The sequence below is a fragment of the Acinetobacter sp. ANC 4779 genome (genome assembly GCF_004331055.1).
Classification (GTDB): Bacteria; Pseudomonadota; Gammaproteobacteria; order Pseudomonadales; family Moraxellaceae; genus Acinetobacter.
This window is the reverse complement of the sequence record NZ_SJNU01000001.1, coordinates 470587-482500: the sequence shown is the minus strand read 5'-3', so window position 1 is coordinate 482500 and position 11914 is coordinate 470587. Positions and strand designations below refer to the sequence as shown.

12 protein-coding genes are annotated in these 11914 nt (G+C 40.8%); 6 read left to right on the top strand and 6 right to left on the bottom strand.

Annotated elements, in window-relative coordinates; translation table 11 throughout:
* The first annotated feature begins 227 nt into the window (after window positions 1–227).
* Window positions 228–749 carry a hypothetical protein gene (locus E0H80_RS02355; protein ID WP_131362754.1) on the top strand — a complete coding sequence of 174 codons (522 nt, stop codon included), beginning with the start codon at window positions 228–230 and terminating at the stop codon, window positions 747–749.
* Between the two features lie 385 nt (window positions 750–1134).
* Here the strand turns inward: E0H80_RS02355 and E0H80_RS02345 are convergent, their stop codons facing one another.
* Both E0H80_RS02345 and E0H80_RS02340 read right to left on the bottom strand, forming a co-directional pair.
* The gene (locus E0H80_RS02345; protein WP_131362752.1) at window positions 1135–2775 is read right to left on the bottom strand and encodes an SLC13 family permease; all 1641 of its coding nucleotides are present in this window, start codon (window positions 2773–2775) and stop codon (window positions 1135–1137) included.
* Between the two features lie 309 nt (window positions 2776–3084).
* The gene (locus tag E0H80_RS02340) at window positions 3085–3690 is read right to left on the bottom strand and encodes a hypothetical protein (RefSeq protein ID WP_131362750.1); all 606 of its coding nucleotides are present in this window, start codon (window positions 3688–3690) and stop codon (window positions 3085–3087) included.
* Window positions 3691–3997: 307 nt separating this feature from the next.
* Between E0H80_RS02340 and E0H80_RS02335 the strand changes: the two genes are divergently transcribed.
* Window positions 3998–4705, top strand: a complete 708-nt coding sequence (locus E0H80_RS02335) for a DUF4145 domain-containing protein (RefSeq protein ID WP_131362748.1) — start codon at window positions 3998–4000, stop codon at window positions 4703–4705.
* 57 nt (window positions 4706–4762) lie between these two features.
* Here E0H80_RS02335 and E0H80_RS02330 read toward each other — a convergent pair whose 3' ends face one another.
* The 4 genes from E0H80_RS02330 to gatC all read right to left on the bottom strand — a co-directional run bounded on the left by E0H80_RS02330 (window position 4763) and on the right by gatC (window position 8829).
* Complete coding sequence (locus E0H80_RS02330) at window positions 4763–5404, bottom strand: hypothetical protein (RefSeq protein WP_131362746.1); 642 nt, start codon at window positions 5402–5404, stop codon at window positions 4763–4765.
* Between the two features lie 85 nt (window positions 5405–5489).
* Window positions 5490–6983 (bottom strand): Asp-tRNA(Asn)/Glu-tRNA(Gln) amidotransferase subunit GatB, encoded by a 1494-nt coding sequence (gatB, locus tag E0H80_RS02325; RefSeq protein ID WP_131362744.1) that lies wholly within the window; start codon window positions 6981–6983, stop codon window positions 5490–5492.
* Window positions 6983–8461 (bottom strand): Asp-tRNA(Asn)/Glu-tRNA(Gln) amidotransferase subunit GatA, encoded by a 1479-nt coding sequence (gene gatA, locus E0H80_RS02320; RefSeq protein WP_131362742.1) that lies wholly within the window; start codon window positions 8459–8461, stop codon window positions 6983–6985. Before gatA ends, gatB begins: the two co-directional genes overlap by 1 nt.
* 53 nt (window positions 8462–8514) lie before the next feature.
* Window positions 8515–8829: an Asp-tRNA(Asn)/Glu-tRNA(Gln) amidotransferase subunit GatC gene (gene gatC, locus E0H80_RS02315; protein WP_067863027.1), complete on the bottom strand. Its 315-nt coding sequence runs from the start codon at window positions 8827–8829 to the stop codon at window positions 8515–8517.
* A gap of 132 nt (window positions 8830–8961) precedes the next feature.
* Between gatC and E0H80_RS02310 the strand changes: the two genes are divergently transcribed.
* Genes E0H80_RS02310 through E0H80_RS02295 form a run of 4 tightly spaced genes read left to right on the top strand, consistent with a single transcriptional unit; the run spans window position 8962 to window position 11914 of the window.
* Window positions 8962–10008, top strand: coding sequence for a rod shape-determining protein (locus tag E0H80_RS02310; protein ID WP_067863029.1), 1047 nt, complete (start codon window positions 8962–8964; stop codon window positions 10006–10008).
* A gap of 16 nt (window positions 10009–10024) precedes the next feature.
* The gene (gene mreC, locus E0H80_RS02305; protein ID WP_131362740.1) at window positions 10025–10882 is read left to right on the top strand and encodes a rod shape-determining protein MreC; all 858 of its coding nucleotides are present in this window, start codon (window positions 10025–10027) and stop codon (window positions 10880–10882) included.
* A complete protein-coding gene (gene mreD / locus E0H80_RS02300; protein ID WP_131362738.1) occupies window positions 10869–11360 on the top strand; it encodes a rod shape-determining protein MreD in 492 nt (163 codons plus the stop codon). The genes mreC and mreD overlap by 14 nt, the downstream gene beginning before the upstream one ends.
* Complete coding sequence (locus E0H80_RS02295; RefSeq protein ID WP_131362736.1) at window positions 11348–11914, top strand: Maf-like protein; 567 nt, start codon at window positions 11348–11350, stop codon at window positions 11912–11914. The genes mreD and E0H80_RS02295 overlap by 13 nt, the downstream gene beginning before the upstream one ends.

The window sequence follows — 11914 nt, the reverse complement described above, 5'->3', positions numbered from 1 at the left end:
TTTTAAAAGACTCTTCCTGAGTTGGATGATCCCACTGATGGGATAGAGGTAGATTTCTAAACCATCGCCCAGATAAATCCCATTTTTTTGGATCAGATAATTTGAATGGAGAACATCATTTTTAGGCTTTAATTTAATTTTCAGTGAGTCCAATTTACACAGTCATAACAGGTAAAACCCTCAGCCTTATGATACAAAGAGAATGATTTTTCACTGGAGTTCGCCTGATGTCTCACAAAGTTCTAAGCTCTGCTCGTCACAGCAGGTCACGTATAGGCTTCTCAGCTTTGATAGCGGTTGCATTGCTGGGTTCCGCGCAGTTGGCGACAGCAGGGCCAACGGTCGATCAATTAAGTAATTGTCTGGTGAAATCGACTACTGCAACGGATAAGAAAACCGTATTGCAATGGACCTTTGTGGCTTTGTCTACACATCCTGACTTGAAAGCCTATAGCAATGTGACTGATGTTCAGAAAGAGCAACTGGATAAAAGTCTAGCGACCGTTTTACAGCGTATCTTGGTGGAGCAATGCTCGATTCAGACCAAAGCTGTGATTGCTGCTGAAGGAGTGCAAGCGGTGGGTGATAGTTTTCAGGAGCTTGGAAAAATTACGGGTGAGGAAATTTTAGAAAACCCTGAAGTGAAAAGTCAGCTTAAAGGTGTGCTGCGTTATGTCGACCTGAATAAGTTAGTGATGACATTTTTGACACCCGATATATGGAATAAGTTGGGTGTGATACGTAAGTAACTAGATTGGTTTATTTAAAGATCGAAAAGATGATTTTAAATAGCCAAAACATAGGGTAGAGGATAAGCTCTAAACGCTGGAATAATATAATTCCTATTATTTTTGGAAGAAATACTCTTCTGGCTCTGGGATATATCTGTGTCATTTAGCATGAAGAAGTAGCACAATTATGTCCCGAGTGAATAGTCCAAGGCTGCATTGGATTATTTTTGATAAAAGTTCCGGATTTATTTTTATTCTTTTTAAAATTTATTTATTATTATCTAATAACCGTCAGGCGGGCTTTTAAAAAAATGACTTTGTTAAATCTAAAATGAGCTTACCGAAAAAGATATAAAAAAATCCCCGGGGAAAGGGGATTTTTTATTTTGATGCAATATTTAGATTATTTCCATTCAGTTGGAAAACTAAATAAATCTAATCCAAAGGCAAGTGGGAAAATCAGGTAAACCGAGGCAACAATTAAAAGGGTGGCTAGTACAGTCACCAAGGTACCTTGCTTTAACATATCTCGAATACTGACTTTACCGGTGGCAAAAATAACCGCTTGAGAAGGTGTACCAATAGGAAGCATAAAAGCAAAACCTGCACCTAATGCCGCAGCTGCCATGAGTGGTAATGGATGCACATCGAGCGCTAAAGCAAGCGTTGCTGCAATAGGTACAAAAATAGTGGTTACTGCTGTATTCGGTGCGACTTGCGTCAAGCTAATGGTCAGAGCAGTCGTGAGTAATAATGCGATGAGATAAGGCATATTTTGTAACGAAAGTAACTGCAGTCCAATCCATTGAGATAAATCTGTATTGCTGAATCCGGCTGCTAATGCAAGACCGCCACCGACCAACAGCAATACATCCCAAGGCATTTCATTGAGTGCATCTGCATTTAACAGGCGTTTGCCATCAGTAGCCGGCACAGCGAATAATACCAGTGCTGCAGTAATTGCAATCATGGTATCGGAAATGCCGGGAATAATATCTTTCCAAATAAATGTTCGAGTAAGCCACATAAACGCTGTGACTGTAAAAACAATCGCTACAGCTTTTTCTTCATAAGACATGCTGCCCAAACGCTCTTTTTCTGCGGCAATAAATTGTTTGCCTTCAGCGATGTGTTTTACCTTCATCGGAAATGCTATTTTGGTCAGCCAGAATGTGGTGAAAATAGCTAAAATTAAACAGAGCGGGAAAGCAAAGATAAACCACTGAGCAAAGCCAATTTCATATCCGTATATTTCTTTAACTAAGCCTGCCAAAATCAGGTTAGGTGGCGTACCGATCAGGGTTGCGCTGCCGCCGATAATCCCCCCAAATCCAATGGCGAAGATAATTGATTTTGTGAACTTGATTTCATCGCTAGGATCATGATTTGCATCTTGCTTAAGCAAAGAAATAATCTTATACACAATGGCTGTGCCAATTGGTAAAAGCATCATGACGGTTGCAACATTTGAAATCCACATGGATAAAAATGCTGTTGCAAACATGAAACCGTAAATCAGACCATTAATGGTTGAACCTGAAAAGCTAATAATACCTAAGGAAATTCGCTCATGCAGATTCCATTTTTCAATGGCAATTGCGATTGCAAAACCACCCAAGAATAAGAAGATATTCGGATCTGTATAGCTTGAAGTGACTTTGGCAATGGTTAGCGTTCCCATCATTGGCATAATAATAATAGGCAATAATGCGGTAATACCTAAGGGTAATACTTCCAAAATCCACCAAATTGACAACCATGCGGTCAGTGCGAGTACACCTTGTCCTTCAGCTGATAAGCCATCAAAATTCATTCCAAAATAAATCCAAGCAAATATCAGTGGACCCAAAAATAATCCAAGCCATTGGGTTTTGTTATATGAGCCGTTAAAGCCTGAATTTTGACGTGTTGACGATTGATCTTGTGCGTCTGAGCCAGATGAGTGGTTGATCTGTTGTGACAAAATATAATGAGGATTTAAGTGTTTAAATAACTCTTTGGTCTTGTAATGCCGAGTCCAAATATTATTCCAAAGTTGATTCATGAATAGTTCTCTCCCTGTAGGTGAATTTTGGGTGAGAAGTGGCGTTATAGTCAAAGCACATAGGAGTATATCTTTATATGTAAAAGGTATGAGTGCGGAAGATTGTTAGATGAAATTAAAGGAAAAAATAGTTATAAAATAGAAATTTTATTATTCATAATCGTGATTCTTTATAAATCAGAATATATTCTTGAGGATGCTCATCACTTGAATTTGCTTTTAAAGCAGTTCTTTAAAACTTTCTCAGAATACCTCTCCCTCTAGGACGAGAAATACTGTTTCGCAAGAGGGATGAGGGCATCTATAAAGTTAAACCAAATCCGGATAGAACTTTTCAAACTCTTTATTCACCGTTTCATCTCGCAGTAAATAGCCTTTCGGTTGTATATAACTATAAATTTCCCGTGCAGGCTGTTCATGCCAACCAATATTAAAAGCGCATAGTTTTGGGAAAAATTGCAGGTGGCTATAATTTAAATTGTTATGAATCCAATACGCCAATTGTTGCCAATTACTTGGGTTCTTCTCATAAAGTTCCAAGAATGGTGGAATGACAATACACGCCGTTGCACCAAAGCCTTTTTCGTCAGGGTAGTCCCAAATATGACTGGCAAAGTTTTTCTCATTACTTGCACAGTTATGACCTTTTTCGTTGCCAAGTTGGTTCACGTTTGATGAACGATAAGCAGATCTAATGGCAATGCGTCCAAACTTGTCTTGCAATGGTTCAAGTAGTTGTTGGCAGAGTTCTGTACCTGTGCGAATCGCAATATCAGGATGATCGGGAAAGTTGGGTACACCGTACCAATTGGCAATCTCGCTATAGAGAAAGTCACGCATAAAAAAGGACTTGGAGAGTTGAGTACGTCCTAAGTCTTCAAGTTTGGCGATAGAGGATACTTTTTTGATGGTCATATTGTTTTTGGTGTGAAGAGTTTGGATTGATTGTATGTTTAAAATGGTGGATTTTAAATGGTAATCATCTTCCTTGCGCAGCAGTGCTGCTCATCTCCTAAAAGGAGAGAGAACTACGCGTATCAACTTAATAACATGACACTCCCTCTTCCGTGGTGAGAGGGCATTCAGAAGTCCCGTATAAAGAAAGATTGGATAGGCGAATGTAACCTAAATCTTCGAGTTTGATGATATAGATTGCTTTTAAGACTTGCTGATTCTTATTAATGACTGTTAAATAAGAAAAAATGAAAAATTAGACAAAACTATGAAACTACCAGAATTACCAAAGACTACCTTAGATCAAAAAAGTTTTAAATGTCCGCATTGTGGGGCTTTTGCTCATATGGAATGGAATAATCTATTTTTTATTACGTATGATGAACAAGGTAATGAACATAATGTTCAAACTAGAGTTCATCAAGCAAATTGCGCATCGTGTAGCAAGGATAATATTTGGTATAATCATAAGGGAGTTTCAGATTTTTTAGTTTTAAATAGAATCCCACGACCAAGTAATGATTCTGAGTTATCAAGATTATTTCCAACTCAGGAAATCACCAATCAAAATATTCCTGAATATTTACCAGATATGCCCGAGGATGTTAAATGTCTTTATAAAGAGGCGGCTTTAATTTATGAGTTATCACCTCGTTCGGCGGTAGCACTTATACGCTTAGCATTAGAAAAATTATGTGAGTATTTAGGTGTTAATAAGAAAAATATTAAAGAGTCAATTGAAGAATTAGTAAAGCAACAAATTATTCCGTTAAGAGTTGCCCAAGCTGCCGATAATATTCGATTAATTGGTAATGCAAATGTTCATGCAGGAATTATATGTGATGAGGTTTTAGATGATATAAACCCAGCTATTTTTTCATATATTAACTTGATCGTAGATTATTCAATAAAAAAGCCAAAAGAAATTGAGGAAATTAATTTATTGTTCCCAGAGCAAAAAAGAGCTTCATTTTAGATTAAAAAACGAATCAGTTTTAACCAATCAATTCATTTGCTTGAGTGGAGGTAGGCTTTATGAAACCAGATCTATAGAAGGATCAGTCCCTATCTTGGCTTGAAATTGAGTGTTATCTTGAGCAGCATTTATTATCTTTAGAAACTTTTCAGCTTCTTCTAAATTTAGTGTTTTGTCTAAAAGTTGAATAATTAAAATTATTGTAAATAGTGCACCTAGACTTTTCAAAACAATATGTAGACTATCTCCTACTTCTGTTCCATATAAAACATATATATAAACAATTAAAGGAATGATAGAAAAATAGTAAAGATTTCTACGCCATAATAATCTTTTAATAGTTGGCTTGAATATTAAATTTTGATCATCAATATCAATATACTTATGTCCAAAATGAAAAGTATCAATGACTTTTTGAAAGTCAACTTTACCATTTTCATGGAGTTCAACAAAGTAATTTGCTAATTTTGCATTGATAAATATTGAGCGAGTGAGCGTATGTGCTGCTTTATCTCTAACTAGAAGAGGAGTGCTTGAATCTTTCTTCTGATAATAATTTTCAAAGTATTCTTTATAAAAATCTAGTTCATCTCGAAACTTCTTACGCTTTTGCTCACTAATCACATGCAGTGTTTTAGGTATAGAGAATATAGCAACAATGAGTGCGATAATTGCGGCTATGGGATTTATAAATTCCATTCTAATTATTCAAAGTTATGATTTTAATCATTATATAAAAAAGCCCCGATAAATCGAGGCTTTTTTAATTAAATTAAAAGGTTAATCAACCAATCAATTTCTTCATTAATTCATTTACTTGAGCAGGGTTAGCCTTACCACGTGACGCTTTCATCACTTGACCAACTAGACCGTTGAAAGCTTTTTCTTTACCAGATTTATACTCTTCAACCATTTTCTCGTTGGCAGCAAGCACTTCTTTAATAATCGCTTCAATCGCGCCTGTATCAGTTTCCTGTTTCAAGCCTTTTTCCGCAATAATTTCGTCCGCAGTTTTGCCTTCTTCCCACATAAAGCCGAACACTTGTTTCGCGATCTTGCCGCTGATTGTGTTGTCCACAATACGTGCCACCATACCGCCAAGTTTCTCAGCAGTTACAGGAGAATCCGCCAAATCTAGGCCTGCTTTGTTTAAGGCAGCCGAGAATTCACCCATCACCCAGTTTGCCGATACTTTACCTTGTGCAGCACCGCCCGCAGAAGCAACCACAACTTCATAGAAGTCTGCAAGTTCACGAGAAAGCGTGAGTACGTGAGCATCATATTCAGTCACGCCAAAGTCCGCGATGAAACGTGCACGACGTGTTTTCGGTAACTCAGGCAACGCAGCACGTGCTACTTCAATTTGCTCATCAGAAATGATTACAGGCAACAAGTCGGGATCAGGGAAGTAGCGGTAATCGTTCGCTTCTTCTTTCGAACGCATTGAACGCGTTTCCATTTTCACCGGATCGAACAAACGTGTTTCTTGGTCGATCTTGCCGCCATCTTCCAAAATATCCATTTGACGTTCAATTTCAACGTTAATCGCTTGCTCAATGAAACGGAAAGAGTTGAGGTTTTTCAGCTCACAACGTGTACCAAATTCATTGCCCGGACGACGTAACGACACGTTGCAGTCACAGCGGAATGAACCTTCCGCCATGTTACCGTCAGAAATACCCAACCAACGCACCAAGGTGTGAATTGATTTAATATAAGCAACCGCTTCTTCAACCGAACGCATATCCGGTTCAGAAACGATCTCTAAAAGTGGCGTACCTGCACGGTTCAAGTCGATACCTGACATGCCTTCAAACTGGTCATGAATTGATTTGCCAGCATCTTCCTCAAGGTGCGCACGCGTTACGCCAATGCGTTTAACCGTGCCATCTTCAAGCTGAATATCCACATGACCCAAGCCCACAATCGGGTTGTCCATCTGGCTAATCTGGTAGCCTTTTGGAGAGTCAGGGTAGAAATAGTTTTTACGTGCAAACACGGAAGCCTGGTCGATGTAAGCATCAATACCCAAACCAAAGCGAATCGCAAGATCAACTACTGCTTTGTTGAGTACTGGCAAAACGCCCGGCATTGCAAGGTCTACAAGGCTTGCCTGTGTATTTGGATCATTACCAAAAACAGTGGAAGAACCTGAGAAGATTTTTGAGTTGGTCGCAAGCTGAGTGTGAATCTCGATACCAATTACGACTTCCCAGCCATCAATCAATAATGACTTAGGTTTAGCCGCTTTTGTAGAATTATTTTGAGCTTGAGTCATTATGCGTTCTCCTCAGCAACTGCAGCGCGTTTTGTATGCCAATCGGTTGCTTGCTGGTATTGATGCACAACAGACAATAATTGAGATTCTGACCAGTAGTTACCAATCAACTGCAAGCCCACAGGTAAATTGTCTTTGTCAAAACCTACAGGCGCATTGATGGCTGGCAAACCGGCCAAGTTCACTGCGATGGTGTAGATGTCGCCCAAGTACATTTCAACGGGTGTCAGATTCGCACCGATTTTATACGCTGTGGTTGGCGCAGAAGGTGCAGCAATCACGTCAACAGATTCAAAGGCTTTCAAGAAATCTTGCTGGATGAGACGACGTACTTTTTGTGCTTTCACATAGTACGCATCGTAATAACCGGCAGAAAGCGCGTAAGTACCAATCAGGATACGACGTTGAACTTCCGGACCAAAACCTTCTGAACGTGAACGTTTGTACAAGTCGGTTAAATCCACCGGATTTTCACAGCGGTAACCGTAACGAACACCATCAAAGCGTTGTAAGTTAGACGACGCTTCAGCAGGTGCAATCAGGTAATAGGTTGGAACATAAGCATCAGTCATGTTGAGGTCAATCTCAACCAGAGTCGCGCCCATGTCTTCCAGTTTTTTCAACGATTCTTCCACACGTGCTTTCACATCCGCATCTAAACCGGCAACGTTGAAGTACTGTTTCGGAATACCAATGCGTAAACCTTTCACCGAAGTAGCGTTCAAGTTCGCAACGTAATCATCTACGTCTTGATCCATTGAGGTTGAATCTTTGGCATCGTGACCAGCCATCACGTTCATCAAGTAGGCACAGTCTTCAGCCGAACGTGCCATTGGGCCGCCTTGGTCTAGTGAGGATGCATAGGCGATCATACCGAAACGAGATACACGGCCATAAGTCGGTTTTAAGCCTGTAAGACCACAGAAAGACGCAGGTTGGCGAATTGAGCCACCAGTGTCAGTACCGGTCGCAAACGGTGCAAGGTCAGCCGCTACAGCTGCAGCAGAGCCACCTGAAGAGCCCCCGGGAACATGATCAAGTGCCCACGGGTTTTTGGTCGCGCCATAATAAGATGACTCGGAGGTTGAACCCATGGCGAATTCATCCATGTTTACCTTACCTAAAGTCACCAAACCTGCAACTTTACCTTTCGCTACAACGGTGGCGTCGTAAGGAGAGATAAAGTTGTCCAGCATTTTAGAACCGGCAGTGGTTTTAATGCCTTGGGTACAGAAAATATCTTTATGTACAATGGGTACGCCTGTCAGTATATTTGCGTTGCCTGCTTGACGCAGAGCATCGGCCGCATCAGCTTGAGCTAAGGCTTGTTCCGGTGTAACCGTGACATAACTGTGTACTTGAGCATCAATTTTTGCAATGCGTTTTAAATAATGTTCGGTGAGTTCACGAGACGAGAATTTAGAGCCAGCTAAACCCTCAGAAAGTTCACGAATCGATAAGCGATGTAAATCTGTCATAAGAAATAATTCTTTACGTTTAATTTAACAAAAATGGTTTGACTGATTGGAAATTATTCAATCACGCGTGGAACAAGGTACAAGCCATCTTGAGTTGCAGGTGCAACAGCTTGATATTCTTCACGATGATTTTGTTCAGAAACCACGTCTTCACGTAAGGGTTGCGGATGGTCAAATGGGCTTTTAAGCGGCTCGACACCTTCTGTGTCAATGCCTTTTAAGGTTTCCATCATGCCTAAAATTTTATTTAGACTTTGAGCATATTCAGCAGATTGCGTATCATCTAGCGACAATCGTGCTAGATTGGCGATTGCTGAAACTGTTTGTGCATTTAAATCTGCAGAATGCTGTGCATCCGTTGTAGACATAACATCACCTGATCAGTATTAAAAAAATTCAAAATATCGTACGTTATAATAAGCGATTGACTTGTTCAAATCATCACATTTAGTTAAAGTTGCCACCTTGCGTCCACATAATGTTTAATCGAGAACGTCTCCGTGATTCTAAAAAGACTAATTGGCTTGTTTTCGCCCGATCTAGCCATTGATTTAGGTACAGCAAATACACTTATTTATGCACCAGGACGAGGCATTATATTAAATGAACCGACGGTTGTGGCGATTCGTCACAGTGGTTCACAAAAAATTGTTGCCGCGGTAGGTCTTGACGCAAAGCAAATGCTTGGTCGTACTCCTGCGAATATTACCGCAATCCGTCCCATGAAAGATGGTGTGATTGCCGATTTTGAAGTGACTGAAACCATGCTGAACCAGTTTATTGGTAAAGTGCATGAAAGACGTTTATTTCCACCTGCACCGCGCGTTGTGGTGTGTGTTCCTTGCAAATCAACACTGGTAGAACGCCGTGCCATCCGTGAAGCGGTATTTAATGCCGGTGCGCGTGATGTTCGCTTAATTGAGGAGCCAATGGCTGCTGCAATTGGTGCGGGTATGCCGGTTGAGCAAGCATGTGGTTCAATGGTGGTGGATGTCGGTGGCGGTACCACTGAAATTGCCATTATTTCATTACAAGGCTGTGTCTATTCAGACTCGCTACGTATTGGTGGTGATGTGTTTGATGAACAGATCATTAACTACGTACGTAAAGCACATGGCTGCGTGATTGGTGAAACCACTGCTGAAGTGATTAAAAAAGAAGTGGGGATGGCATTGCCGGATGAAGGTGCTAAACCACTCGAAATTGAAGTTCGTGGTCGTAACCTGGCAGAAGGTGTGCCTCGTGCCATTACTGTGACTTCTGATGAAATCACTCAAGCCATTTCTGATCCATTACAAAATATTGTCTCTGCAGTTAAATCTGCACTTGAACAAACACCACCTGAACTGTCCTCTGACATTGCAGAACGTGGCATTGTCTTGACAGGTGGCGGTGCATTATTGCGTAACCTTGATAAATTGCTTGCACAAGAAACAGGTTTACCTGTGGTTGTCGCAGAAGATCCTTTAACTTGCGTGACACGTGGTGGTGGTAAAGTCTTAGAATTCTTTGATAATCCCAATCATGACATGCTATTTGTAGGCTAAGTTAAGGACCAGGCGGGTGCAAACAAATCTGTTTTCTAGACAACCGCCATCTTTTCGCTCATTTATCATTGCGGTCATCACATGCTGGGTTGTGCTATTTTTTAACTGGCGCATGCCACATGTGATTCAGCCCGCACGTGATGTCTTGTATGCGGCATATAATCCCATTTATGCCTTGGCAAGTTATCCAGTGTTATCGCGAGAATGGCTAAATCAACAAACCAAGTCTGAAGCCCAGTTACGTCGTGAAAATACCGCGATGCAAGCCGAGCTTTTACAGGCGCAAGTTCGTCTGCAAAAATTATCTGAACTTTCTGCTGAAAATACCCGTCTAAGAGGTTTGCTCGATACCCCACTGATTATTGATGGGCGTATGGAAATTGCAGAAGTGATTGGTACGGATGCAGATCCACTTAGACATATTATTGTGATTAACCGGGGTGCAAGCAGTCAGCTTAAAGTCGGTCAAACGGTTTTGGATGACAAAGGCATTATGGGGCAAATCATCAATGTCTATCCGCATAGTAGCCGGATCATGTTGCTGTCCGATAAAGAACATTCTCTCTCTGTACGTTTAGAACATACTGGAATGCGTGCCATTGTTAGCGGTACAGGTGATTTAGGTCATTTGAAGATGGAATATGTTCCAACCAGCGCCAACATCAAAGTGGGTGAAAAAGTATATAGCTCAGGTTTAGGCGAACATTTCCCTGCGGGTTACCTCGTGGGAACAGTGTCTAAAGTAAATCGACATAATTCGGGTGAATTTGCCAAAATTGAAGTCATTCCAGCCGCGCTATTGGCAGGTGGACATCATGTAGTGGTACTTTTTTCTGATTCTTTAGCGATGGAGCAACCGCATGCTGATCGCTAAATTACGCTCTGAGAATAAACGTGATCCTCTGATTGCTATTATTCTTTCAGTTATTATCTGTTCAGTACTGATCGTTTATCCATTGTCCTATGGGGTATCGGGTGCACGTCCATTATTCATGTTGCTGGTGATGCTCTTCTGGATCATGTGCCAGCCGACATGGTGTGGAATCTGGTTTGCTTTCGCGACCGGTATTTTTACCGATCTTTTGGTTGATGCTCCTTTGGGAATGAATGCTTTAACCTTTGTGATGATCACTTTTATCGCCAGGTTTTTAACCCGGGAACGACGCATTTTGACCTTTGGGAATTTATGGATCATTAGCTTCTTGGCGGTGTTGGCACATTTGTTTATGACTGGGTTGGCTCAAATTATGGGCGGTATGCAATTTTCAATTGCAAGACACTGGCAGCCTTTATTGAGCAGTGTGTTGGTTTTCCCTGTTATTTATTTTTTCCTAAGAAAATGGCGCATTTAATTCTCGCTTCGAGTTCTCCGCGCCGTCGGGAGCTGCTTCAGCAACTTGGATTGGAATTTGAAATCTTTAGTCCCGAGATTGATGAATCAGTTTTAGCCGGCGAGGGCGTTGCTGCCTATGTGGAACGTCTCGCATGCAGCAAAGCTCAAGCGGTCTTGGATCAATTTCCCGATGCAGTGGTTATTGCTGCGGATACTAGTTTAAGTGTCGATCAGCAAATTTTAGGTAAACCTGAATCTAAACAACATGCTTTTGAAATGTGGCAACGTATTTCAGGTCGTGAACATGATGTATTTTCAGGTGTTTGCGTACGTACAATGACAAAAAAATCAAGTATAGTGGTACGAACGCAGGTTGAGTTTCAACAGTTAAGTCTCGATGATATGGAAAGTTATTGGGCAACAGGTGAACCTCTAGGTAAAGCGGGAGCTTATGCCATTCAGGGTATTGCAGCACGTTATATTCCTCGTATAGAAGGAAGTTATAGCAACGTTGTAGGCTTACCTCTATATGAAACGGTACAGTTATTACAGTCGGTTAAGGCACTAAATTAA

Coding starts and splice junctions, on each gene's coding strand:
- E0H80_RS02335 (WP_131362748.1), top strand. CDS start 3,998: ATGAAACTACCAGAATTACCAAAGACTACCTTAGATCAAAAAAGTTTT.
- E0H80_RS02355 (WP_131362754.1), top strand. CDS start 228: ATGTCTCACAAAGTTCTAAGCTCTGCTCGTCACAGCAGGTCACGTATA.
- gatC (WP_067863027.1), bottom strand. CDS start 8,829: ATGTCTACAACGGATGCACAGCATTCTGCAGATTTAAATGCACAAACA.
- gatA (WP_131362742.1), bottom strand. CDS start 8,461: ATGACAGATTTACATCGCTTATCGATTCGTGAACTTTCTGAGGGTTTA.
- gatB (WP_131362744.1), bottom strand. CDS start 6,983: ATGACTCAAGCTCAAAATAATTCTACAAAAGCGGCTAAACCTAAGTCA.
- mreD (WP_131362738.1), top strand. CDS start 10,869: ATGCTGATCGCTAAATTACGCTCTGAGAATAAACGTGATCCTCTGATT.
- E0H80_RS02345 (WP_131362752.1), bottom strand. CDS start 2,775: ATGAATCAACTTTGGAATAATATTTGGACTCGGCATTACAAGACCAAA.
- E0H80_RS02340 (WP_131362750.1), bottom strand. CDS start 3,690: ATGACCATCAAAAAAGTATCCTCTATCGCCAAACTTGAAGACTTAGGA.
- E0H80_RS02295 (WP_131362736.1), top strand. CDS start 11,348: ATGGCGCATTTAATTCTCGCTTCGAGTTCTCCGCGCCGTCGGGAGCTG.
- E0H80_RS02330 (WP_131362746.1), bottom strand. CDS start 5,404: ATGGAATTTATAAATCCCATAGCCGCAATTATCGCACTCATTGTTGCT.